Origin of the sequence: Azospirillum sp. A23 (genome assembly GCF_042938965.1) — a bacterium.
GTDB lineage: Bacteria > Pseudomonadota > Alphaproteobacteria > Azospirillales > Azospirillaceae > Azospirillum > Azospirillum melinis.
Genome location: NZ_CP170666.1, coordinates 1,475,834 through 1,500,559 on the forward strand (window position 1 = coordinate 1,475,834; position 24,726 = coordinate 1,500,559).

A 24,726-nucleotide genomic window follows, 5' to 3' on the forward strand; every position below is an offset into this window, starting at 1 on the left:
GCTCCCTCACAAGGTTGCCCTCACGAGGTCGCCGGCAGGGCGTCCCGCGCCTCGCCCTCCTCGGCATAGCGGCGGGCCAGGACGGCGCAGACCATCAGCTGGATCTGGTGGAACAGCATGACCGGCAGCAGCACCAGCCCGGCGGTGGCGGGGGCGAACAGCACGCCGGCCATCGGCACGCCGCTGACCAGCGACTTCTTCGACCCGCAGAAGACGATCACCGCCTCGTCGGCGCGGGAGAACCCCAGGCGGCGGCTCAGCAGCGTCGTGCCGACCAGGAAGACCGCCAGGATGGCGCAGTCGATCACCACCACCATGCCCAGTGCGGCCGGCGGCACCTGATGCCACAGCCCGTTCACCACCGCCTCGCTGAAGGCGAGATAGACGACCAGCAGGATCGAGCCGCGGTCGGTGAAGCGCAGCATCGTCTTGTGCCGGGCCGCCCAGGCGCCGATCCAGCGCCGCAGCAGCTGGCCGGCGACGAAGGGCAGCAGCAACTGCGCCGCGATGGTCTGCAAGGTGTCGAGCGACAGCGCCGAGCCCTGCACCTTCAGGAACAGCGCCACCAGCAGCGGCGTCATCAGGATGCCGGAGATGTTGGACAGGGTGGAACTGCACACCGCCGCCGCCACGTTGCCCCGCGCCATCGAGGTGAAGGCGATGGAGGACTGCACGGTGGAGGGCAGCAGGCAGAGGAACTGCACGCCGATGGCGACGGCCGGCGGCAGCAGGCTGTGCGGCAGCGTTTCCACCACCGCCCAGCCGATCAGCGGGAAGGCGACGAAGGTCAGGCTGAAGATCAGCAGATGCAGGCGCCAATGCGCCATGCCCGCCACCACCTCTTCCCGCGGCAGGCGGGCGCCGTGCAGGAAGAACAGCAGCGCGATGGCCGCCTCCGCCAGCCAGTGCACCCCCTGGGCGAACTGCCCCTGCACCGGAAGCACGGTCGCCAGCCCGACGGTCGCCACCAGGGCCATGGTGAAGCCGTCCATGTTGGGCCGAGGCACGCGGATCATTCGTTGGTCCCCCAAATCGATATCACTGGCCGGATATAACGCGTCGGCACCCGTTATAATCGCCTTCGCCGCTCTGGAATACAGTATCCAACATGCATGGCAGCCTTGAATCGATTGGGGAAATCGGGCTGTCCCCTTGTGGGTTCCACGATGTGGAAACGCCGCCGCACCCTCTTGACTGGCCAAACTCCTGACGTTGAACGGCTTTTCGATCCGCTCGGCAACCCCCTTGCCAGCCGCCTTGCCATACGGTAACGTATGGTCAAAGAACGGATGATTTCCCAGGGGAGCGATACTTCCATGCTGTCCAACCAGTACCCGAGCCTGAATTTCGACCTCGGTGAGTCGGCCGACATGCTGCGCGATTCGGTGCGGAGCTTCGCCGCCAACGAGATCGCCCCCCGCGCCGCCGAGATCGACCGCAGCAACGAGTTCCCCAACGAGCTGTGGCGCAAGATGGGCGACCTCGGCATCCTCGGCGTGACCGTGGAGGAGGAGTATGGCGGCGCCGGCATGGGCTATCTGGAACATGTCGTGGCGATGGAGGAGGTGTCCCGAGCCTCGGCCTCCGTGGGCCTCAGCTACGGCGCCCACTCCAACCTCTGCGTCAACCAGATCCGCAAGAACGGCACCGAGGACCAGAAGCGCCGCTACCTGCCCAAGCTGATCTCCGGCGAGCATATCGGTGCCTTGGCGATGTCGGAGCCGAATGCCGGGTCGGACGTGGTGTCGATGAAACTGCGGGCCGAGAAGAAGGGCGACCGTTACGTCCTGAACGGCACCAAGATGTGGATCACCAACGGCCCCGACGCCGACACGCTGGTAATCTACGCCAAGACCGACATCAACGCCGGCCCGCGCGGGATGACCGCCTTCCTGGTGGAGAAGGGCTTCAAGGGCTTCTCGGTGGCGCAGAAGCTGGACAAGCTGGGCATGCGCGGCTCCAACACCGGCGAGCTGGTGTTCGAGGACTGCGAGGTGCCGGAGGAGAACATCCTGGGCGGCGTCGGCCGCGGCGTGAACGTGCTGATGTCCGGCCTGGATTACGAGCGCGCGGTGCTGTCCGGCGGCCCGCTCGGCATCATGCAGGCCTGCATGGACGTGGTGATCCCCTATGTCCACGACCGCAAGCAGTTCGGCCAGCCCATCGGCGAGTTCCAGCTGATGCAGGGCAAGATCGCCGACATGTACACGATCATGAACGCCGCCAAGGCCTATGTGTACGCCGTTGCCAAGGCCTGCGACCGTGGCGAGACCACCCGCAAGGATGCCGCCGCCGCCATCCTGTTCTCCGCCGAAAAGGCGACCTGGATGGCGCTGGAGGCCATTCAAACGCTGGGGGGCAACGGCTACATCAATGAGTACCCGACCGGCCGCCTGCTGCGCGACGCCAAGCTCTACGAGATCGGCGCCGGCACCAGCGAGATCCGCCGCATGCTGATCGGTCGCGAACTGTTCAAAGAAACGGCCTGAGGGAAACGGCCTGAAGGCTGAGAAACCGCGTAAAGCGGTTCGGCAAAGCACAGAGAGCATCGAGGGAAAGGGACCGACCACCATGACCGACAGCATCGTCATCGCCGCCGCCGTCCGCACGCCGATGGGCGGCTTCCAGGGCGACCTCATGGGCCTGACCGGCCCGCAGCTGGGCGCCGTCGCCATCCAGGCGGCGCTGGAGCGCTCGGGCCTCGTCGCGGATGCGGTGGACGAGGTGTTCATGGGCAACGTGCTGTCGGCCGGTCTGGGCCAGGCCCCGGCGCGCCAGGCGGCACTGGGCGCCGGGCTGCCGAAGGGCGTCGGCTGCACCACCATCTCCAAGGTCTGCGGTTCCGGCATGCGGGCGGTGATGTTCGCCCATGACGTGATCAAGGCCGGCTCGGCCAAGGTGGTGGTGGCCGGCGGCATGGAGAGCATGTCGAACGCCCCCTACCTGCTGGACCGTGCCCGTGCCGGCTACCGCATGGGTCACGGCAAGGTGCTGGACCACATGTTCTTCGACGGTCTGGAGGACGCCTACGAGAAGGGCCGCCTGATGGGCACCTTCGCCGAGGAATGCGCCAGCAGCTACAGCTTCACCCGCGAGGCGCAGGACGATTTCGCCATCGAAAGCCTGAACCGCGCCCGCAAGGCGGTGGAGGACGGCTCCTTCAAGGCGGAGATCGCGCCGGTCCTGGTCAAGGGCCGCCCAGGAAAAAGCAAGGGTGGCGACACGCTGGTGGATACCGACGAGCAACCGGGCAAGGGCGATCCCAAGAAGATCCCGACGCTGAAGCCGGCCTTCGCCAAGGACGGCACGGTGACGGCGGCGAACGCCTCGTCGATCTCCGACGGTGGTGCTGCGTTGATCGTCACCACCCGTAGCGAAGCCGACCGCCGCGGCCTGCGCGTGATCGCCGAGATCAAGGGCCATTCCAACCACGCCCAGCAGCCGGCGCTGTTCACCACTGCACCGGTGGGCGCGATGCAGAAGCTGTTCGAGAAGGTGGGCTGGTCGGCCCGCGACGTCGATCTGTTCGAGATCAACGAGGCGTTCGCGGTCGTCACCATGGCGGCGATGCGGGATCTGGACCTGCCGCACGACAAGGTGAACGTCCATGGCGGCGCCTGCGCGCTCGGCCATCCCATCGGCGCGTCGGGCGCGCGCATCCTCGTCACGCTGCTGGCGGCGCTGGAGAAGTACGACCTGAAGCGCGGCGTGGCCAGCTTGTGCATCGGCGGCGGCGAGGCGACGGCCATCGCGGTGGAGCGGGTGTAAGCCCCCCTCTCCCGCCCGTATTCCCCCTCTCCCCCCCGGGGAGAGGGTCGGGGTGAGGGGGAAGCACCGCGTGACTATTCCGAGAATCCTCGACACGCATCCCCCTCACCCTAACCCTCTCCCCGGGGGGGAGAGGGGACTATAAAAATGTGAGGAAACGCCCGATGCACCTGACCGAAGAACAGACCATGGTCCGCGACATGGCCCGCGCCTTCGCGCAGGACCGGCTCGCGCCGACCGCCGCCGAGCGCGACCGCAGCGGCGCTTTCCCCAAGGCCGAACTCGCCGAGATGGGTGAACTCGGCCTGATGGGCATGCTGGTGCCGGAGGAGTTCGGCGGCGCCGCCACCGACCATGTCGCCTACGCGCTCGCCATCGAGGAAATCGCTGCCGGCGACGGCGCCGTCTCCACCATCATGAGCGTGCACAACTCGGTCGGCTGCATGCCGATCCTGAAGTTCGGCACCGATGCCCAGAAGGACCGCTTCCTGAAGCCGATGGCGCGCGGCGAGATGCTGGGCGCCTTCTGCCTGACCGAACCGCAGGCGGGCTCCGACGCGTCGGCGATCAAGACCCGCGCCCGGCGCGACGGCGATCACTGGGTTCTGAACGGCACCAAGCAGTTCATAACCTCGGGCTCGCAGGCCGACGTCGCCATCGTCTTCGCGGTGACCGATCCGGCCGCCGGCAAGAAGGGGCTCAGCGCCTTCATCGTGCCGACGGACACGCCGGGCTATCAGGTGGCGCGGACCGAGGAGAAGCTGGGCCAGCATTGCTCCGACACCTGCCAGATCGTCTTCGAGGACTGCCGGGTTCCCGCCGACCTGATGCTCGGGGCCGAAGGCGCCGGCTACAAGGTGGCTCTGGCCAATCTGGAAGGCGGGCGCATCGGCATCGCCTCGCAGTCGGTCGGCATGGCCCGTTCGGCGCTCGACCACGCCATCCGCTATGCCCAGGAGCGCCAGAGCATGGGCGTGCCGATCATCCAGCATCAGGCCATCGCCTTCCGCCTCGCCGACATGGCGACCCGCGTGGAGGCTGCGCGCCAGATGGTGCTGCATGCGGCATCCTTGCGCGATGCCGGGGTGCCCTGCATGAAGGAGGCGGCAATGGCCAAGCTGTTCGCCTCAGAGATTGCCGAGAAGGTCTGCTCCGACGCCATCCAGATTCATGGCGGCTACGGCTACCTCAACGATTTCCCGGTCGAGCGCATCTATCGCGACGTCCGGGTCTGCCAGATCTACGAGGGCACCAGCGACATCCAGCGGCTGATCATCAGCCGTGCCCTCGTTCAGTAACACAGTCTGTAATCAAGACCGCCAAACCGGGAGGAAGACGGCATGACCGTCCTGAAGAGCGCCCTGAACGCGCGCTCCGCCGAGTTCCAGGCCAACGCCGACGCCATGCAGGCCCTGGTCGACGATCTGCGCCGGAAGGTCGCCGCCATCCAGCAGGGCGGCGGCTCACGAGCGCGCGACAAGCACCTCGCCCGCGGCAAGCTGCTGCCGCGCGAGCGCATCCGCCAGCTGCTCGACGTCGGCTCGCCCTTCCTTGAGCTGTCGCAGCTGGCCGCCGACGGCGTCTATGCCGAGGACATCCCGTCCGCCGGCATCATCGCCGGCATCGGCAGCGTCGCCGGGCAGGAATGCATGATCGTCGCCAACGACGCGACGGTGAAGGGCGGCACCTATTACCCGCTGACGGTCAAGAAGCATTTGCGGGCGCAGGAGATCGCCCAGCAGAACAACCTGCCCTGCATCTATCTGGTCGACAGCGGCGGTGCCAACCTGCCGAACCAGGACGAGGTCTTCCCCGACCGCGACCATTTCGGCCGCATCTTCTACAACCAGGCCAACATGTCGGCCGAGGGCATCCCGCAGATCGCCGTGGTGATGGGAAGCTGCACCGCCGGCGGCGCTTATGTCCCGGCGATGTCGGACGAGGCGATCATCGTCCGCAACCAGGGCACCATCTTCCTGGGCGGTCCGCCGCTGGTGAAGGCGGCGACCGGCGAGGTGGTGTCGGCCGAGGATCTCGGCGGCGCCGACGTGCATTCCCGCACCTCGGGCGTCACCGACCATTACGCGATGAACGACGCCCATGCGCTGGCGATGGCGCGCCGCGTGGTGTCGAACCTGAATCGCGCCAAGCACATCGACCTCGACCTGCGCGAGCCGGAGGAACCGGCCTTCGACCCGCGCGAACTCTACGGCGTCATCCCCAGCGACGCCCGCAAGCCCTTCGACGTGCGCGAGGTGATCGCGCGGGTGGTCGACGGCTCCCGCTTCGACGAGTTCAAGCCGCTCTATGGCACGACGCTGGTGACGGGCTTCGCCCACATCTTCGGCTATCCCGTCGGCATCATCGCCAACAACGGCATCCTGTTCAGCGAATCCGCGCTGAAGGGCGCCCATTTCGTCGAGCTTTGCTGCCAGCGCCGCATCCCGCTGGTGTTCCTGCAGAACATCACCGGCTTCATGGTCGGCCGCAAATACGAGGCCGGCGGCATCGCCAAGGACGGCGCCAAGCTGGTCACCGCGGTCGCCTGCGCCAAGGTGCCGAAATTCACCGTCATCATCGGCGGCAGCTATGGCGCCGGCAATTACGGCATGTGCGGCCGCGCCTACAGCCCGCGCTTCATGTGGATGTGGCCGAACGCCCGCATCTCTGTCATGGGCGGCGAGCAGGCGGCCGGCGTGCTGGCCCAGGTCAAGCGCGACGCCATGGAAGCACAGGGCAAGCCGTGGTCGACCGAGGACGAGGAGGCGCTGAAGGCGCCGATCCGCGCCCAGTTCGAGCGTGAGAGCCACGCCTACTATGCCAGCGCCCGGCTGTGGGACGACGGCATCATCGACCCGGCCGACACCCGCATGGTGCTGGGCCTCGGCCTGTCGGCCTCGCTGAACGCCCCGGTGCCGAAGACGCCCTTCGGCGTCTTCCGGATGTGAGGGGGCGACCATGAGCGACATTTTGCCAAACGATATTCTGGTCGAGGTTGCCGACACCGGCGTCGCCACCGTCACCATGAACCGCGGCGACGTTCACAACGCCTTCAACGAACAGGTCATCGCCGACCTGACCGCGGCCTTCCGCCAGGTGGGCGAGGATCCGGCGGTGCGCGTCGTCCTGCTGCGCGGGGTGGGCAGGAGCTTCTCGGCCGGGGCTGACCTGTCCTGGATGAAGAAGATGGCCGGCTACTCCCGCGAGGAGAATCTGGCCGACGCCATGGGCCTCGCCACCATGCTGCGCACGCTGGACGAATGCCCGAAGCCGACGGTCGCCGTGGTGCAGGGACCGGCCTTCGGCGGCGGCGTCGGGCTGGTTTCGGCCTGCGACATCGCCATCGGCGTCGAGACCGCGACCTTCGCTTTGTCGGAGGTGCGGTTGGGCATCATCCCCGCCGCCATCAGCCCCTATGTCATCGCCGCCATCGGCGAGCGCGCCTGCCGGCGCTATTTCCTGACCGGCGAGCGCTTCAGCGCGGCGGAGGCCCACCGCATCGGCCTGCTGCATGAGCTGACCAATGCCGACGGGCTGGAGGAGGCGGTGGCGAAGACGGTGAAGAACCTGATGGACAGCGCCCCCACGGCGGTCACCGCCGCCAAGGAGCTGATCCGCGCCGTCGCCCGCCGGCCGCTGACCGACGACGTGGTGCGCGACACGGCGGAGCGCATCGCCCGCCAGCGCGCCAGCGCCGAAGGCAAGGAGGGCGTCGGCGCCTTCCTCGACAAACGCACCCCGTCCTGGCGGAGCTGATCCACATGTTCGACAAGATCCTGATCGCCAACCGCGGCGAAATCGCCTGCCGGGTCATCCGCACCGCCCGCCGCCTGGGCATCAAGACGGTCGCCGTCCATTCGGAGGCCGATGCCAAGGCGATGCATGTCCAGATGGCCGACGAGGCCGTTTGCATCGGCCCGGCCCCGGTCGGCGAAAGCTATCTGCGCGGTGACGTCATCCTCGACGTGGCGAAGCGCACGGGCGCCCAGGCCATCCATCCCGGCTACGGCTTCCTGTCGGAGAATGCCGGCTTCGCCGCGGCCTGTGCGGAGGCTGGTGTCGTCTTCATCGGCCCGCCGATCGAGGCGATCCGCGTCATGGGCTCCAAGGCGGAATCCAAGCGGCTGATGGCGAACGCCGACGTGCCGCTGGTGCCGGGCTATCACGGCACCGACCAGGACTTCGCCACCCTGTCGGCGGAGGCCGAACGGATCGGCTATCCGGTGCTGGTCAAGGCGTCGGCCGGTGGCGGCGGCAAGGGCATGCGCGTGGTGCGCGCCGCCAGCGAGCTGGCCGATGCGGTGGCCGGCGCCCAGCGCGAGGCGAAGGCGGCGTTCGGCGACGACAGTTTGCTGCTGGAGAAGTATCTCGGCAGGCCGCGCCATGTCGAAATACAGGTCTTCTGCGACACCCACGGCAACGGCGTCTATCTGTTCGAGCGCGACTGCTCGGTCCAGCGCCGCCACCAGAAGGTGATCGAGGAGGCGCCGGCCCCCAACCTGCCCGACGACCTCCGCCGCCGCATGGGCGAGGCTGCGGTCGCTGCCGCCAAGGCGGTGAACTATGTCGGCGCCGGCACCGTCGAGTTCCTCTATGAGGATGGCGGCTTCTACTTCATCGAGATGAACACCCGCCTGCAGGTGGAGCATCCGGTGACGGAGAAGATCACCGGCCTCGATCTGGTCGAGTGGCAGCTGCGCGTCGCCGCTGGCGCCGAACTGCCGCTGCGCCAGGAGCAGCTGACCCGCAGGGGGCATGCCTTCGAGGCGCGGTTGTACGCCGAGGATCCGCAGCGCGATTTCCTGCCCGCTATCGGCAAGCTGGTCCGCCTGCGCCCGCCGGCCGAGAACGACCATGTCCGCGTCGATACCGGTGTCCGCGAGGGCGATTCGGTGACGATGTATTACGACCCGATGATCGCCAAGCTGATCGTCTGGGACGAGGACCGCGACAGCGCGCTGCGCCGCCTGCGCGTGGCGCTGGCCGAATACGAGGTGGTCGGCGTCACCACCAATGTCGCTTTCCTCGGCGCCATCGCCGGCCATCCGGCCTTCATGGCGGTGGAGATCGACACCGGCTTCATCGAGCGCCACCGCGCCGACCTTCTGCCGCCGCCGGCCCCGGTGGCCGACAAGGCGCTGGCCGCAGCATCCCTGTCGGTGCTGCTGACGCGCCGGGAGGAGGCGCAGGCCGCCCTGCGCGCCCGCTCAGACCGCTATTCTCCGTGGCTGCTCGCCAATGGCTGGCGGCTGAACGAGGAGAACCATTACGACCTGCGCCTGATGGACGGCGACACCGCCCGCGAGGTGACGCTGCATTTCCGCAGTGATGGCTATGAGGTTGCGGTGGATGGCGGCAAGCCGATGCCGGTGACCGGCGTCAGCCTCGCCGACGGGCTGCTGACGGCGACGCTGGACGGCATGCGCACCCGCGCCACCGTGGTGCGGCAGGGGCTCGACATCACCGTCCTGATCGACGGTGCCGTGTCCCGCCTGACGCTGGACGATCCCAGCGCCCGCGCGGCGGAGCAGGAGGGCGGCTCCGGCCGTCTGACCGCGCCGATGCCCGGCACCGTGGTCCGCGTGCTGGTCGAGCCGGGCCAGAGCGTCGAGGCCGGCACGCCGCTGATGCTGCTGGAGGCCATGAAGATGGAGCACACCATCAAGGCCCCGGCGGCGGGCACCGTCAGCGCCGTCAATTTCGCGGCGGGCGATCAGGTGTCGGAAGGCGTCGACCTGCTGGTTCTCGACATCGCGGAGGCCTGACGATGCAGCTGCCGAAATTCGTCCGCATGGTGGAGGTCGGCCCGCGCGACGGCCTCCAGAATGAAAAGACCATGGTGCCGACCGCGGTGAAGGTGGAACTGGTCAACCGCCTGTCCGACGCCGGTCTGGGCGTGGTCGAGGCGGCCAGCTTCGTCTCGCCCAAATGGGTGCCGCAGATGGGCGACAGCGCCGAGGTGCTGGCCGGCATCGCCCGCAAGCCCGGCGTTCGCTATGCCGCCCTCACCCCCAACCTGAAGGGGCTGGAGGGAGCGCTGGCGGCCAGGGCCGACGAGGTGGCGGTGTTCGGCGCCGCGTCGGAGAGCTTCAGCCAAAAGAACATCAACTGTTCCATCGCCGAGAGCCTGGACCGCTTCGCGCCCGTGATGGAGCAGGCCAAGGCGGCGGGCTTGCCGGTGCGCGGTTACGTCTCCTGCGTGCTCGGCTGCCCCTATGAGGGGGAGATCGCGCCCAAGGCGGTGGCCGAGGTGGCGGAGCGCCTGTTCGCCATGGGCTGCTACGAGATCTCGCTGGGCGACACCATCGGCACCGGCACCCCGACGAAGGCGCAAGCGATGATCGCCGCGGTGGCGGAGCGGGTGCCGGTGGAGAAGATCGCCGTCCACTTCCACGACACCTATGGGCAGGCGCTGGCGAACATCCTGGCGGCGCTCCAGATGGGCGTGGCGGTGGTTGACAGCTCCATCGCGGGCCTGGGCGGCTGCCCCTATGCCAAGGGGGCCAGTGGCAACGTGGCGAGCGAGGATGTGCTCTACATGCTGAACGGCCTCGGCATCGAGACCGGGGTCGATCTGGACAGGCTGATCGCGGCCGGTGCGTTCATCAGTGACGCCATCGGCCGCCCCACCGCATCGAAGGTGGCCCGCGCTCGTGGTTGTGCGTGAGGGAATCTTCGGCAACGAAGGGCCGCGCTTCCGGCAGGGGGCGCGGCCCTTTCGTATTGGGCAGCCTGCAATCCGCCTGAAATGGTTCTCTCCCCATCGTCCGGATATGCAGCATCCTAAATTGTACGTGATGCGAACTTGACGCTCCCGGCCGGTCGGCGCATCATGATCGCCGTGATGAATGGTGCCGAAAACGCAGCGTTCCCACGACGCCGACCGGCCTGACGGCCGGCCGGAACCACGGCTGGAGTTCTAGTGGCAACGACCCACGGCCGCTTCACGCGCGCCGCTCCATGACCTGTTGCCCGTCCGGCTGAACGGCGGCGGAGCCATACCCGGGTGGCTTCGCCGCCGATTGTTTTTGTGCCGATTGTTTTTTGGGCAATCGCCACGATACCGACCCGCTCCGGTCATCCTCCCGCCTCATTTCTGTCACGTCCTGTCGCCCCGCACATCTTCAACAAAGCGGCTGGCGAGCAATGGATTTGACCGGTTTTCATACCACTTTTGAGCAAAGAGCCTCGAGATCCCCTATGGATTCGCTCGAAAATCAAACGAAACTTGGAAAAATATTGATGCGCTTTCGCAAAATGGGGGTAAGGGCTGTGGCTTTAACGCGCCATTAACCAGACTGGATTGAGTTTAGGGACATCAGACGCGGCCAACTCCAACCAGCACGCGAAGTTGACTTCCAGGCTAGATGGAAATGGTTCGTCCCGTGTTAATGCCGTTATGTCCGTTCCTCCTGGATTTGAAAGGCCCGCCCCCATGACCGTGCCGGCAGTCCTCCGCGATGTGGCGCAGTTTGGCGCCTACGCCGCCGGCCGGGGCCGACATGCGGGCCTGCTGGTCGCGGTCCTGCTGCTGGCCGGTTGTCCGGCCAACACGGCCGGGCCGGGATGGGGCGGGGCGGACGTGACGTCGGCCAACCCGAACGCCCGTGCGGCAACCCCGCCGGTGCCCAGGCAGAAGCCGGCCCGCAAGGTTCCCGACGCCGCCGCGCTGGCGCCGGCCCTGCCGATGCCGCAGCCCGGCCCGCCGGTCACCACCGGCGATCTGGCAATGGCCCAGGCTTCCGCCCAGTCATCCACCCAGGCCTCCACCCAGCTGGCGGCCATCGCACCCGATACCGCTCCCCAGGCGGCGAACGCCGCTGCGGTGCCGACGATGGCGCCGGCCATGGGGGGCATGTCCACCCCACCCGCAACTCCCAACGCCGACCCCGACAGCCTTGTCGGGCTGGACGAAGTCCAGACTCTCAAACTCCTGGGGTCCCCCGTTGCACGGGAAGAGGCGCCTCCCGCCAAAATCTGGCGGTATGCCAAGGGCGATTGTACCCTCAAGGTCTTTTTCTTCATGGATATGACCTCGTCCCAGGACTTCCGCGCCCTCTCCTACGACATGAAGAGCAGCCAAAATGTCCCTGACGCCGACCACCGATGCTTCGCCCAACTCCTCGCTCAAGCTGACGCAGGGCGCCCTGTCCGCCCCGGGTTTCAGTAAGCCGGAGTCGAACAAGGGAATGTCCGCGATGACCGATCCGACCATTGCCCGCATCGCTCTGGTGGACGACGACGATCTGTTCCGTGAGTCGCTCAGCCTCAACCTCGGCGACGAGGGCTACGAGGTCATCACCTTCGACCGCGGCGAACCGGCGCTCGATTTCTTCGCCGAGGGCGGGGCGGTCGACATCGTCCTCCTGGACTGGCGCATGCCCAAGCTGGACGGCATCGACGTCCTGCGCCAGATGCGCGCCCGCGGCATCGCCACGCCGGTCATCTTCCTGACCGTGCTGTCCGACCAGATTTATGAAGAGGCGGCGCTGGCCGGCGGTGCGCTGGACTTCGTGGAGAAGTCGCGCAGCCTGTCGATCCTGCTGAAGCGCATGCGCCTGATCCTGGACGGCATCAAGGGCGACGGCGCCAAGGGTTCGGAGGACGGGGAAGCCGGCGGCAACGCCACCAGCCACCGCCTGGGCGAGCTGGAGCTGCGCCTGGACAACAGCCGCGCCTTCTGGAAGGGCAAGCGCATCGACCTGACGCTGACCGAGTTCAACATCGTCAAGCTGATGTCGACCCGCCCGGAAGAGGACGTCTCCTACCGCGAGATCTACGACCTCGTCCACGGCAAGGGCTTCGTCGCCGGCTATGGCCCGTCGGGCTACCGCGCCAACGTCCGTGCCTTCATCAAGCGCATCCGTCAGAAGTTCCGCTCGGTCGACGCCAGCTTCGCCTGCATCGAGAACTATCCGGGCTTCGGCTACCGCTGGGGCAAGGGTGAGAACGCGGCCAACCAGGGCCGTGACGAGGATGGTATGGGCGAGGATATGCTGATCGATGGCGCTGCTGCCGATTGACCTTGCGATGCGGGCGCCCCGACGGGCGTCCGCCCGCCTGCTCTGGCTCTGGCGCTCGATGGCGAGCCGCCTGCTGCTGCTCACCCTCGTCTTCGTCGCCGTGCCGGTCCTGCTCTACGACCAGTTCCAGCGGGCCGACGAGGCGTCGCAGCAGCTTCTGCTGAAAAGCGCTCAGCGCCAGGGCGAACTGATCGCCCGTGCGTTGGAGCCCGAACTGCTGGGCGTCGACCGCACGGCCCTTCCCAGCCTGAGCATCGCCCTTGCCCGCTACGGCGACGACCGCACGCGGCTGAAGCTGCTGGTGCGCCCGCGGGTGGCGGCCAGCGCGTCCGGCGCCAAGGCCGGGCCGGAGCCCTTCTTCTACGTCGCCGCGGCGCCCAGCCTGTCGACCGCCGACATCGACGCCGAACGGCGCCTTCTGCTCGAACAGGGCGTGCTGGACCGTCTGGGATCGAGCTGCGCCGGCAACGCGACGCTGGCGATGCGCGTTCCCCATGCCGAAGGCGGGGAGGAGGTGCTGTCCTCCATCACCCCGATCAAGACCAGCTTCGGCTGCTGGGCGCTGGTGACCAGCCACGCGACCGAAGCCTACATCTCCTCTTCCATCGGCCGCCCCTATTGGAGCACGCCGGCGGTGCAGGCCGCCGCGGCGATCTATCTGGCGATGGCCGCCCTGGTGCTGGCCGTGCTGGCCGGCATCTGGCGCAACCTGAACCGCTTCGGCGATCTGGCCCGCCGCATCGTCGGCGGCGAGGACGTGCCCGACCAGGAGAGCGGCAACGCCTCCTTTGCCGCCCGCAACACTGTGCCGGAACTGGCCGGTGTGGCGGAGGATTTCGACCGGCTGGTCTCCACTTTGCGCGACAGCGCCCAGTCGCTTCGCCGTGCGGCGGAGGACAACGCCCACGCCTTCAAGACGCCCATCGCCGTGATCCGCCAGTCGGTGGAACCGCTGCGCCGCGCCCTGCCGGCGGAGAACGCCCGCAGCCAGCGCGCCCTGACGATGATCGAGAAGTCCCTGGACAAGCTGGACGGCCTCGTCTCCTTCGCCCGCCGGATGGACGAGGCGGCGGCCGACCTGCTGGCCCCGGCACGGCGCCGCGTCGACCTGTCGTCGCTGGTGGAACGGATGGCCGGAGGCTACACCGGGTTGCTGGCCGAACGCCGCCTGCACATGCGCTCGCGCATCGACGCCGGGCTGGTGGTGCGGGCCAGCGAGGAGACGCTGGAGACCATCGTCGAGAATCTGGTGGAGAACGCCGTCAGCTTCTCGCCCGCCGACGGGACGGTCAGCGTCCGCCTGACCCGTGTCGGGGCCTGCGCCGAGCTTGTCGTGGACGACGAGGGGCCGGGGGTCGATCCCGCCAATCTGGAGCGCATCTTCGAGCGCTATTTCTCCCACCGCGAGCCCGGCCGCGGCATGCCGGAGGACGAGGCGGCGGCGCATCAGGCCGGGGCGGCGCATTTCGGCATCGGCCTGTGGATCGTCCGGCGCAACATCGAAGCCTTCGGCGGCCGTGTCCGCGCCGAAAACCGTCCGACCGGCGGACTGCGCATGACGGTGACCCTGCCGCTGGCGGCCTGAAAGAATCCGCTGGCGGCAAACAGGCTTCGGAGCCGCATCGTTCCAACCGCTGCGGCTATGGTCCGGCATGGCTTGGCGCCAATTTTTCCGCTAGGATCGGGGCCGCCAGCCGAACAGCATTCCGAGCCGCCGATGGACCGCAGCCTCGATTCCACCGACATCAAGATCCTGCGCGAGTTGCAGGACGACGGACGCCTCAGCAATGTGGAACTGGCCCGCCGCATCAACCTCAGCCCGGCCGCCTGCCTGGAGCGGGTGAAGCGCCTGCAATCCGAGGGCATCATCCAGCGCTACGTCGCGCTTCTCGACCCGCATCGGCTGGAGGCGGGGATGCTGGTCTTCGTCGAGGTGGTGCTGGACCGCACGACGCCGGACAATTTCGACGACTTCAAGGCCACCGTCCTGCGTATGCCGCAGATCATGGAATGCCACATGGTGGCCGGCGGCTTCGATTATCTGGTCAAGGCCCGCGTGCGCGATATGAACGAATACCGCCTGTTCCTGGGCGAGCTGCTGTCCACCGCCCGGGGCGTGCGGGAAACCCACACCTACGCCGTGATGGAGGAGGTGAAGAGCGTCACCGCCATCCCGCTGGACGGGCTGTCCAACGGGCCTTTGCGCGGCTGAACGGTGAGACAATATAGCTTTTTCCAAATTGCATAATACTTTGGGGCCGGTCCGCTTTTCCGGAGGCATTTTGCGACGGGCTATGACCGCCGATTTCGCGTTGCCGTTGTGCCCAAACGCAGAGTTTGTTCGCTTACCGACAAAATGATGCGGCATGCCGCTTGCAGCGCAAGCTCCGGTCCTGGGGGCCAACCGATGCTTTCATGCTGCTGCTATCGGTTCGCCACCATGCCCGACCGACTTGTTCGAGGCTATGGCTGGAGCGGAACCGCGACATGCGCGTCAACACACCGATCACCGACCGAGAAGTTCATCTGACCGACGGGGTTCCTCTGGTGTCGCGCACCGACACCGGTGGGCGCATCACCTTTGTGAACCAGGCTTTCGTCGAGATCAGCGGCTTTGACGAGCATGAGCTGATCGGCGCTCCGCACAACCTCGTCCGCCACCCCGACATGCCGAAGGAGGCCTTCGCCGATCTGTGGGCGACGGCGAAGACGGGGCGGCCCTGGGAAGGGCTGGTGAAGAACCGCACCAAAAGCGGCGACTTCTATTGGGTGCGCGCCAACGTCACGCCGGTGATGGAGGACGGCGCCATCACCGGCTTCATCTCCATCCGCTCCAAGCCGTCCCGGGACGAGATCGCGGCGGCCGACAGGCTGTATGCGGAGATGCGCGACAATCGCGCCGCCGTGGCGCTGTCGGAGGGCATGCTGGTGCGCCGCAGCCGCGCCGGGCGGGCTTCCGCCTTCGCCTGGGCGAGCCTGTCAGGGCGCATGGCCGCGGTGTTCTCGCTGCTGGCCGTCGCCATTCTGCTGGCAGGCTGGCTCGGCCTGGACGGCATGGCGGATTCCAACCAGTCGCTGCGCACGGTGTATGAGGACCGCACCGTTCCCGCCTATCAGATCGGCGAGATCCAGAACCTCGCCCGTGACAGCCGGCAGCGCCTGACCGACCTCGCCGCCGATCTGCGGGCCGGCGGCGGTGCCGGCGACCTCGCCGCGGTCGAGAAGGAGGTGTCGGACAATGCGGTGGCGATGCAGCGGCTGCTGGCCGACTATCTGGCGACCTACCTGACGCCGGAGGAGGAGATTCTCGCCGCCAAGTTCAAGCCGCTGGTCGGGTCCTATCTCCAGGGCGGGATCGGCCCGGCGCTGGCGCTGGCGCGGGATAAGAATGCGGTCGGGCTGGACGCCCACCTGCGCAGCGCCGTCCGCCCCGCCTTCGCCGATCTGCGCAAGGTGGCCGACGCCCTGCTGGAGCTTCAGATCCGGGTGGCGCGCGAAGAGTTCGAGAAAGCCGAAAAGGACTACAAGAGCCGTTTCTTCGAAGTGGTGGCGGCAATACTGCTGAGCGGCCTGCTCGCCCTCCTGTTCGGCTGGGCGATCCTGCGCAACCTGCGCCGGCCGCTGACGGTCCTGGAGCGCACCTTCGAGCGCATCTCCAGCGGCGCCCTGACCGAGCCGATGCCCGCCATCGGCGTGCCGGAATTCCGGCGCGTGGCGTCGGAGCTGAACGCGATGAAGGCGAAGCTGGCCTATGGCATCCACGAGAAGCACGAGACCGAGCTGCGCCAGAAGGCGGTGACGCGCCAAGCCCTGCTGGAAACCTGCAAATCCATCGAAAGCGACCTGGATTCCACCTGGATGGGCGTGGAACTGGCGAGCCGGCGGGCTGGCGACGGCATCGAGCACTTGATGGGGGCTCTGGGCGTGGTGCGCGAGAACACCGTCGTGGTGTCGGCCGCGTCGGAGCAGGCCAGTTCCAACGCCCAGTCGGTCGCCGCCGCGACGGAGGAGTTGAATTCCTCCGGGCGTGAGATTGCCCGGCAGGCGGCGCGCTCCAGCGAGGTGGCGCGGCGCGCGGTGGACAGCGCCCGCGGCTCCGCTTCCGCCATCGGCCGGATGGAGCTCGCGACGGAGGAGATCGCCAAGGTCGCCACCCTCATCAACGAGATCGCCGGCCAGACCAACCTGTTGGCATTGAACGCCACCATCGAAGCCGCCAGGGCGGGGGAAGCCGGCAAGGGCTTCGCCGTCGTCGCCAGCGAGGTCAAGACTCTGGCCAACCAGACCGCCAGGGCGACGGAGGACATCGCCCGCCAGATCGAACAGCTGAAGCATGCGGTCGGCGGCAGCGTTTCGGCCATCCAGACCGTCATTTCGGTGATCGAGGAGATCGACGAGGCGGCCACCGCGACCGCTGCCGCGGTGGAGGAGCAGTCCGCCGCCAATGCGGAGATCGGGCGCAGCGCCACCAATTCCGCCGGCGGCGCCTCACAGGTGTCGGGCAGCGTGCTGCGGATCCGCGACCAGACCGATGAGATCACCGGCATCGCCACCGACGTCAGCCGCCGCATGACCGATACCCAGGGCGCGGTGGCCGACCTGAAGCGCCGGCTGGTCATCGCGTTGCGCCAGTCGGTGGCGGGCGACCGCCGCGTCTCCAACCGCATTCCTTGCGAGGAGCCGATCGCCATGACGGTGGCGGGGGACCGCCGCACCGTCACCATGCTGGATCTGTCGCTGGACGGGCTGCTGATCGACAGCAAGGGACTGCCGGAGCTGCCCGAGCAGACGAAACTGACGGTGACCCTGCGCGAGGTCGGCGATTTGCCGGCCATCGTCGCCGGAACCAGCGATCTCGGCCTGCATCTGGCGTTGGACGAGCTGTCGGACGCTCAGGCCAACCGTCTGGAAAGCGCCTACAACGCGATGGTCGAGGCCGATTCCGCCATCATCGCCACCGCACAGGACGCTGCGGCGGCCCTGGGCAAGGCATTGGAGGGTGCGCTCGCCAGCGGCAGCATCGGCGAGGAGGCCCTGTTCTCGACCGAGCTGTCCACCATTCCCGGCACGGAGCCGGAGCAGTGCCTCGCTCCCTTCACCGACCTGACCGACCGCCTGTTCCCGGCGATCCAGGAGCCGATCCTGGCCTCCAACCCGCGCTTCCAGTTCTGTGCGGCGGTCAACGCCGTCGGCTACCTGCCGACCCACAACAGCCGCTATTCCGACCCGCAGCGGCCGGGCGATGCCGCGTGGAACGCCGCCCACTGCCGCAACCGCCGTGTCTTCGCCGACCGCTCCGGCCTTGCCGCGGCGCGCAACACCCGGTCGTTCCTGTTGCAGGCCTACCGCCGCGACATGGGCGGCGGCCAGATGGTCCGTCTGAAGGAGGTCGATGCGCCGATCATGGTGCGCGACCGCCACTGGGGCAATCTGCGGCTGGCCTACATGCCGTGACCGCTCAGGATTGCGGCTGCGCCGACGGCACCAGCACGTCGGCGCAGATCGCCCGCACCATTTCGCCCCGGTCGGCCGCGGCGCCGGGGGCGAGCAGGCCCTGGCCGAAGGCGAAGGCGTAGAACAGGTAGGCGCGGGCAAAGGCCTGGTCGGCGGGCAGCCCGAGCGCCACGAACAGGCCGGCGACGCTGTGCAGGCGTTCGCGGTCGACCTCGGCGATGACGCTTTCCGCCTCCGGCGCGCGCCGGGCCCAGTCGCGCACCGCCAGCTCGATGGCCATGCCGCGCGGCTTGCTGCCGCCATAGAGCGCCAGCAGGTCGCGCAGCTGCTGCGCCGGTTCGCGCCCGTCCAGCCGGGTCTGTTCCTTGATCGCGGCGATGCGGCCCAGCTTCCAGCTGTCCAGCAGGGCGCTCATCAGCTCGGTGCGGTCGCGGAAATGCCAGTAGAAGCTGCCCTTGGTGACCTTTAAGGCCTTCGCCAGCACCTCCACCCGCACCTTGTCGACGCCGCCTTCGGCCAGCGCCGCGAAGGCGGCGGCCAGCCAGGATTCGCGGTTCTTCGTCTTGGATTCCATACCCGTCCTTCGCGCTCTTCCCATTGCCGCAGCCGCAGTCCCGAACGCGTTCTATACCCGAAAAGGGTGGCCCGTGACTATTCGCCCTGCTGCATCTGGATCGCGTCGGACGCCCGGCCGCGGTAATGGATGTTGCCGTCGCCGTCCAGGAAGGCCCGGTCGCCGGTCAGGTAATAGCGCCGGCCGTGGCGGAAGCGCTGGGCGGTGCGGTCCGGGTTGTTGGCGTAGGATTCGAACCAGAACAGCGGGGAGTGGTCGACGTCGATGGCGATCTCGCCGGCACCACCCACCGGCGCCTCCCGCCCGTCGGGGTCGAGGATGACGACGCGGAAGCCCGGCATCGGCCGTCCGAGCGAGCCGCTTGCCGGCTGGACCGCATCCGCGCCGTCCGGTCCTTCGGACTCGTGGCGGCCGATGCCGTCGGGATCGTAGCGGTTCACGATGAAGATGCCGGTCTCGCGCTGGCCATACTGGTCGAGCAGGGGGACCTTCACCGTCCGGTTGGCCCAGGCGATCAGATCGGGCGGCAGCGGTTCGCCAACCACCGACAGGATGCGGAGCGCGAACTGGTGCGACACGCCGGGATCGGCGCCGTGCCAGGCACGGATCTGCGACGGGGCGGCGGTCAGGTTGGTGACGCCGAACTTGGTCAGCATGCGGTAGCCCTGCCGCACGTCGTAGGGTCCGTCGCAGAAGATCGTCGTCCGTCCCAGCAGCAGCGGCCCGACCAGCCCGTAATAGGCGCCATAGGCCCAGCCGGGATCGGCCATGTTCCAGTAGATGTCGTCGTCGCGCAGGTCGAGGCCGATGCGCATGTACTGTTCGATCCCCGACAGCGCCTTGACCGGCAGCGAGACGCCGAGCGGCGTCGGTTCCGATTCCGAGGTGTAGATCAGGGCGAAGGCGTCGCCCTCGCGGTAGCGCGCCACCTCGGCCAGCGGCGCGGCCTCGTGCAGCGACGACCAGAAGGGCACGGCGTCGGGACCGAAGGCCTCGTCGCCCTCCACCGTCACCACCGGGCGGGTGTTGTCGCGCGGCACCTTGCGGCGCAAGAAGCCGTTGGTGACGATGGCTCGCGCGTCGCTGTCGGCCAGCCGGTAGGCGACGGCCGAGGCGGTGTAGGTGGTGAACAGCGGCATGTAGACGCCGCCCAGGCGCCAGATCGCCAGCGCGGTGATCAGCAGTTCCGGCCCCTTCGGCAGCAGCACCGCCACCCGGTCGCCCGGTCCCACCCCCATGCCGGCCAGCACGGCGGCGAAGCGCGCCGAATCGCGGGCCAGCCGGGCGAAGCTCAGCTCCGTCGTCTGGCCGGCCACGCTTTCATGCAGCAGCGCCGCCCGCGCGCCGTCGGCGGCGCGGACATGGCGGTCGCACAGCAGCGCCGCCAGCGCGATGGACTCGCCGCGGTATTCCGGCCGCAGGAAGGCCGACGGTCTCACCATCAGAACGGGCGGCGAGGGCGGCACGGCCACCGGTGCCGCGGCCTCCGGCGGCTGCGGCGGGGCAGGGGGAGGCGGCGGGCGGTGCCGCAGGGCCGCCAGATCGCCCAGCGCCACCAGATCGGGCCCCAGGTGATAGCGCTTGCTGCGGCCGTCCTGCTCCACCAGCCCGTCGCGCGCCAGCGCCATCAGCAGCCGGTGCGCGGTGGCCTTCGACAGCCCGACCCCGGTCATCAAATCGGCCAGCCGTGCGCCGTCGGTTTCGGCGTCGGCGACCGCGCGCAGCAGCGCGATGGCGCGTTCCAGGCTCTGGGTGCCTCCCGCCGCGCCCGGAGTGGAGGGGGAAGCGGCCGGGGTGGGGACGATGTCGGCGTGACTGCTCATGAGGTCCATCATATGGACCGTGTGGCCGTCCATCGCAACAAAAAACATGCACTGGCGGAATGTCAGTGTTGAAAACAGACCGCATCCCGGTATATAGTGCGGAAGTTGCTCATGAAACGGTCCACAATATGGACCCCGCCGGCCGCCAAAGAGCCGGATCGTGACCCGAAGAAGCGGTACCAACAGCAACGGAGGAGGAAATGTCAGGCGCGCCCGTCGCACCGAACCCCGGCCCTGGCCAAAATTCCCTTGGCCAAAAGTCGCCCACCATCCAGGCGGAGACCATCTTCGAGGCTCGGGGCGTCAATCTGCGCTTCGGGGGCGTCCATGCGCTGACCGACGTCAGTTTCGGCATCCGTAAGGGCGAGTTGTTCTCGATCATCGGTCCCAACGGGGCCGGCAAGACCTCGATGGTCAACTGCATCTCCGGCCGCTACCGTCCGACCGACGGCAAGGTCTATTTCAAGGGACGCGACGTGACGGGGATGACCCCGAACCACCGTGCCGCGCTCGGCATCGGCCGCACCTTCCAGAATCTGGCGCTGTTCGGGCACATGACCGTGCTCGACAACATCATGGTCGGCCGCCACCACCTGCTGAAGAACAACTTCCTGACCGGGTCGCTCTACTGGCTGACCGGCGCCAGGAAGGAGGAGCTGTCCCACCGCCGCGAGGTGGAGGAGATCATCGACTTCCTCGAAATCCAGCATGTGCGCAAGGCGACCGCCGGCACGCTGTCCTACGGCCTGCGCAAGCGGGTGGAACTGGCCCGCGCCATCGCGCTGAAGCCGGACCTGATCCTGCTGGACGAGCCTATGGCCGGCATGAACCTCGAAGAGAAGGAGGACATGGCCCGCTACATCGTCGACCTCAACGAGGAATTCGGCATGACCGTGGTCATGATCGAACACGACATGGGCGTTGTCATGGACATCTCGCACCGGGTGATGGTGCTGGAATTCGGCAAGAAGATTGCCGAAGGCAAGCCGGAGGAGGTCCTCGCCGATCCCCGCGTCCGCCGCGCCTATCTGGGCGAGGACGACGAGGAAGACGCGCCGGCCGCCGCGGTCCAACCGCGCAAGGAGGTTGCGTGATGACGACCAACACGCTTCCCGATCTGGCCGTCAACGACACCTTGCCGAAGCTGCTGGCCCTGCATGCCCGCGAGCATGGCGGCGACATCGCCATGCGCGAGAAGGATTTCGGCATCTGGCGCACCTTCACCTGGAGCCAGGTCCATGCCCGCGTCCGCGCCTTCGCGCTGGGCATGACCAAGCTCGGCGTCGTGCCGGGCGAGGTCGTCGGGCTTCTCGGCGACAACCGTCCCGACTGGGTGATGGGCGAGATCGCCACCCATGCGGTGCGTGGCTACAGCCTGGGCATCTACCGCGACGCGCTGGACGAGGAGGTCGCCTACCTCATCACCTATGCCGACGTGAAGGTGGTGTTCGCCGAGGACGAGGAGCAGGTCGACAAGCTGCTGAACCTCGCCGAGCGGCTGCCGACGCTGCAGCACATCATCTATTCCGACCCGCGCGGCATGCGCAAATACCACGACCCCCGCCTGATGCCGGTCACCGATCTGGTGGCGATGGGCGAGGAATTGCATGCGCAGCAGCCGGACCTCTATGACCGCATGGTCGCCGCGACCCAGGGTGAGGAGGTCGCCATCCTCTGCACCACCTCGGGCACCACGTCGAACCCGAAGATGGCGATGCTGCCGGCCGGCCGGCTGATCCGCCATGTCGCCAGCTACCTGTCCGCCGATCCCAAGGGGCCGGAGGACGATTACGTCTCCGTCCTGCCGCTGTCCTGGATCATGGAACAGGTCTATGCGGTCGGCATGGGCATGGTGTCGCGGATGCGCGTGAACTTCGTCGAGGAAGCCGAGACGATGATGCACGACTTCCGCGAGATCGGGCCGAGCTTCGTGCTGTTCGCCCCGCGCCTGTGGGAGCAGATCGCCGCCGACGTGCGCGCCCGCATGATGGACGCCTCGCCCTTCAAGCAGAAGATGTTCGAGCTTGGCATGAAGCTGGGGCTGGAGGCCCTGGCGAAGGGGCAGCGCTCGGCGATGGCCGACGCGATCCTGTTCAAGGCGCTGCGCGACCGGCTGGGCTTCACCAACTTGAAATCGGCGGCGACCGGCGGCGCGGCGCTCGGCCCCGACACCTTCAAGTTCTTCCAGGCGCTGGGCGTGCCGCTGCGCCAGATCTACGGTCAGACCGAGACGATGGGCGCCTACACCGTCCATCGCGGCACCGACGTGGATTTCGACACGGTCGGCGTGCCGTTCGATGGCGGAATCGAGGTGAAGGTGATCGAGCCCGACCACAACGGCGTCGGCGAGATCGTCACCCGCCACCCCAACATGTTCGCCGGCTATTACCGGAACGAGAAGGCGACCGTCGCCGACATGCGCGATGGCTGGATGCACACGGGGGACGCCGGCTTCTTCGACAAGAAAGGCCATCTGGTCATCATCGACCGCATCAAGGACATCGCCACCACCGCCCAGGGCGACCGCTTCAGCCCGCAATACATCGAGAACAAGCTGAAATTCTCGCCCTATGTCGCCGAGGCGGTGATCCTGGGCGACAAGCGCGACTATCTGTCGGCGATCATCTGCATCCGCTTCCCCATCGTGTCGAAGTGGGCGGAAAAGAACCGCATCGCCTTCACCACATATTCCGACCTGTCGTCGAAGCAGGAGGTCTACGACCTGCTGCGGGCGGAGGTGGAGCGGGTGAACCAGACGCTGCCGGAATACCAGCGCATCTCGAAGTTCCTGCTGCTCTACAAGGAGCTGGACGCCGACGACGGCGAGCTGACCCGCACCCGCAAGGTGCGCCGCGGCGTCATCGGCGAGAAGTACGGCACCATCATCGACAGCATCTATGCCGGCCAGCCGAAGATCGACGTGGACACCACGATTGCCTTCCAGGACGGCACCAAGCAGCGCATCCGCACCACCCTGACCGTCATCGACCTGGCTCCGGCCGCCGCCAAGGCGCCGCGGCAGCCGGTTGCGGCGTGATCGGCCCATGCAGACAAAAATAGCCCCTCTCCCCCCCGGGGAGAGGATGGGTGAGGGGGATCCGTCTGCCGGACGCTCCTCGCCACGCCGCCCCCTCACCCCGACCCTCTCCCCGGGGGGGAGAGGGGGATTTGGATCCCATCTCGGCGAGGCCACGCCATGACCCTTCTGTTTCAGCTTCTCGTCAACGGCCTGATCGTCGGCGCGCTGTATGGCGTGGTCGCCATGTCCTTCGTGCTGATCTACAAGGCCAGCCGCATCGTCAACTTCGCGCAGGGCGAATTCCTGCTGATCGGCGCCTGGACCTGCTGGTGGCTGCTGACCCACTGGCAGCTGCCCTTCTGGATCGGCTTCCCGATCACGCTGGCCTTCATGCTGGCCTTCGGCGTCATCCTGCAGATCGTCGTGCTGCGGCCGATGATCGGCGAGCCGATCATCTCCGTCATCATGGTGACGATCGGCCTGTCCATCGTCTTCCAGGCGGCGATGAAGTGGATGTTCGGCGTCTTCGCCAAGCCCTTCCCGCAGATCTTCGCCAGCCCCACCGTCAACCTGTTCGGGCTGGAGGTGCAGACCGTCTACGTCATGTCGCTGCTCATCTCGATCCTGATCATGGCGGGCTTCGGCTGGTTCTTCAAATACTCGCGGACCGGTCTCGCCATGCGGGCCACCGCCTTCGATCAGCAGGTGGCGCAGTCGCTGGGCATCTCGGTCCGCCACATGTTCGCGATGAGCTGGGCGATCTCCGCCATGGTGTCGGCGGTGGCCGGCGTCACGGTGGGCGTGGTCAACGGCGTGTCGTCCGCACTGTCCTTCTTCGGCATCAAGGTGTTCCCGGCGGTGATCCTCGGCGGGCTGGACAGCGTCATCGGCGCCGTGGTCGGCGGGCTGATCGTCGGCGTGCTGGAGAACATGGCGCACTACCTGGACAGCCAGTGGCTGAACTGGGGCAACATGTACGAGATCGCACCCTTCTACGTCCTGATCGCCATCCTGATGATCAAGCCCTACGGCCTGTTCGGCACCAAAGACATCGAGCGCGTGTGA

Annotated in this window: 18 protein-coding genes; 15 read left to right on the plus strand and 3 right to left on the minus strand. The window is 67.6% G+C overall.

Going from position 1 to position 24,726, the window contains the following annotated elements; genetic code table 11:
- Positions 1-20 precede the first annotated feature (20 nt).
- The gene (locus ABNQ40_RS15455) at positions 21-1,013 is read right to left on the minus strand and encodes a bile acid:sodium symporter family protein (protein WP_391347440.1); all 993 of its coding nucleotides are present in this window, start codon (positions 1,011-1,013) and stop codon (positions 21-23) included.
- Positions 1,014-1,316: 303 nt separating this feature from the next.
- Between ABNQ40_RS15455 and ABNQ40_RS15460 the strand changes: the two genes are divergently transcribed.
- The 12 genes from ABNQ40_RS15460 to ABNQ40_RS15515 all read left to right on the plus strand — a co-directional run bounded on the left by ABNQ40_RS15460 (position 1,317) and on the right by ABNQ40_RS15515 (position 18,245).
- Positions 1,317-2,489 (plus strand): isovaleryl-CoA dehydrogenase, encoded by a 1,173-nt coding sequence (locus ABNQ40_RS15460; protein WP_109051432.1) that lies wholly within the window; start codon positions 1,317-1,319, stop codon positions 2,487-2,489.
- An 82-nt stretch (positions 2,490-2,571) separates the two neighbouring features.
- Positions 2,572-3,768: an acetyl-CoA C-acyltransferase gene (locus ABNQ40_RS15465; RefSeq protein WP_109051433.1), complete on the plus strand. Its 1,197-nt coding sequence runs from the start codon at positions 2,572-2,574 to the stop codon at positions 3,766-3,768.
- A gap of 164 nt (positions 3,769-3,932) precedes the next feature.
- Complete coding sequence (locus ABNQ40_RS15470) at positions 3,933-5,066, plus strand: acyl-CoA dehydrogenase (protein ID WP_109051434.1); 1,134 nt, start codon at positions 3,933-3,935, stop codon at positions 5,064-5,066.
- A 42-nt stretch (positions 5,067-5,108) separates the two neighbouring features.
- Positions 5,109-6,716, plus strand: a complete 1,608-nt coding sequence (locus ABNQ40_RS15475) for a carboxyl transferase domain-containing protein (RefSeq protein ID WP_109051435.1) — start codon at positions 5,109-5,111, stop codon at positions 6,714-6,716.
- A gap of 10 nt (positions 6,717-6,726) precedes the next feature.
- Complete coding sequence (locus tag ABNQ40_RS15480) at positions 6,727-7,524, plus strand: enoyl-CoA hydratase/isomerase family protein (RefSeq protein WP_109051436.1); 798 nt, start codon at positions 6,727-6,729, stop codon at positions 7,522-7,524.
- Between the two features lie 5 nt (positions 7,525-7,529).
- The gene (locus ABNQ40_RS15485) at positions 7,530-9,533 is read left to right on the plus strand and encodes an acetyl/propionyl/methylcrotonyl-CoA carboxylase subunit alpha (RefSeq protein ID WP_109051437.1); all 2,004 of its coding nucleotides are present in this window, start codon (positions 7,530-7,532) and stop codon (positions 9,531-9,533) included.
- Between the two features lie 2 nt (positions 9,534-9,535).
- Positions 9,536-10,435 carry a hydroxymethylglutaryl-CoA lyase gene (locus ABNQ40_RS15490; protein ID WP_109051438.1) on the plus strand — a complete coding sequence of 300 codons (900 nt, stop codon included), beginning with the start codon at positions 9,536-9,538 and terminating at the stop codon, positions 10,433-10,435.
- Positions 10,436-11,203: 768 nt separating this feature from the next.
- The gene (locus ABNQ40_RS15495) at positions 11,204-11,938 is read left to right on the plus strand and encodes a hypothetical protein (RefSeq protein ID WP_247879977.1); all 735 of its coding nucleotides are present in this window, start codon (positions 11,204-11,206) and stop codon (positions 11,936-11,938) included.
- Positions 11,939-11,966: 28 nt separating this feature from the next.
- Complete coding sequence (locus tag ABNQ40_RS15500; protein ID WP_109491132.1) at positions 11,967-12,791, plus strand: response regulator transcription factor; 825 nt, start codon at positions 11,967-11,969, stop codon at positions 12,789-12,791.
- On the plus strand, positions 12,772-14,376 hold the full coding sequence (locus tag ABNQ40_RS15505) for a HAMP domain-containing sensor histidine kinase (RefSeq protein ID WP_109051440.1): 1,605 nt from the start codon (positions 12,772-12,774) through the stop codon (positions 14,374-14,376). Before ABNQ40_RS15500 ends, ABNQ40_RS15505 begins: the two co-directional genes overlap by 20 nt.
- 132 nt (positions 14,377-14,508) lie before the next feature.
- A complete protein-coding gene (locus ABNQ40_RS15510) occupies positions 14,509-15,003 on the plus strand; it encodes an Lrp/AsnC ligand binding domain-containing protein (RefSeq protein ID WP_098737064.1) in 495 nt (164 codons plus the stop codon).
- Positions 15,004-15,278: 275 nt separating this feature from the next.
- Complete coding sequence (locus ABNQ40_RS15515) at positions 15,279-18,245, plus strand: methyl-accepting chemotaxis protein (RefSeq protein ID WP_109051441.1); 2,967 nt, start codon at positions 15,279-15,281, stop codon at positions 18,243-18,245.
- 4 nt (positions 18,246-18,249) lie between these two features.
- On the opposite strand, the gene ABNQ40_RS15520 is transcribed toward ABNQ40_RS15515, so the two are convergent.
- Both ABNQ40_RS15520 and ABNQ40_RS15525 read right to left on the minus strand, forming a co-directional pair.
- The gene (locus ABNQ40_RS15520; RefSeq protein ID WP_109051442.1) at positions 18,250-18,819 is read right to left on the minus strand and encodes a TetR/AcrR family transcriptional regulator; all 570 of its coding nucleotides are present in this window, start codon (positions 18,817-18,819) and stop codon (positions 18,250-18,252) included.
- A gap of 77 nt (positions 18,820-18,896) precedes the next feature.
- Complete coding sequence (locus ABNQ40_RS15525; RefSeq protein ID WP_247879978.1) at positions 18,897-20,642, minus strand: AMP-binding protein; 1,746 nt, start codon at positions 20,640-20,642, stop codon at positions 18,897-18,899.
- A gap of 200 nt (positions 20,643-20,842) precedes the next feature.
- Here ABNQ40_RS15525 and ABNQ40_RS15530 point away from each other — a divergent pair, with 200 nt between their 5' ends.
- The 3 genes from ABNQ40_RS15530 (at position 20,843) to ABNQ40_RS15540 (ending at position 24,726) form a co-directional block, all read left to right on the plus strand.
- Positions 20,843-21,736 (plus strand): ABC transporter ATP-binding protein, encoded by an 894-nt coding sequence (locus ABNQ40_RS15530; RefSeq protein WP_199235411.1) that lies wholly within the window; start codon positions 20,843-20,845, stop codon positions 21,734-21,736.
- Entirely contained in the window at positions 21,736-23,679 is a 1,944-nt protein-coding gene (locus ABNQ40_RS15535) for a long-chain fatty acid--CoA ligase (protein ID WP_109051443.1), read from the plus strand. Before ABNQ40_RS15530 ends, ABNQ40_RS15535 begins: the two co-directional genes overlap by 1 nt.
- A gap of 159 nt (positions 23,680-23,838) precedes the next feature.
- Positions 23,839-24,726: a branched-chain amino acid ABC transporter permease gene (locus ABNQ40_RS15540; RefSeq protein ID WP_109051444.1), complete on the plus strand. Its 888-nt coding sequence runs from the start codon at positions 23,839-23,841 to the stop codon at positions 24,724-24,726.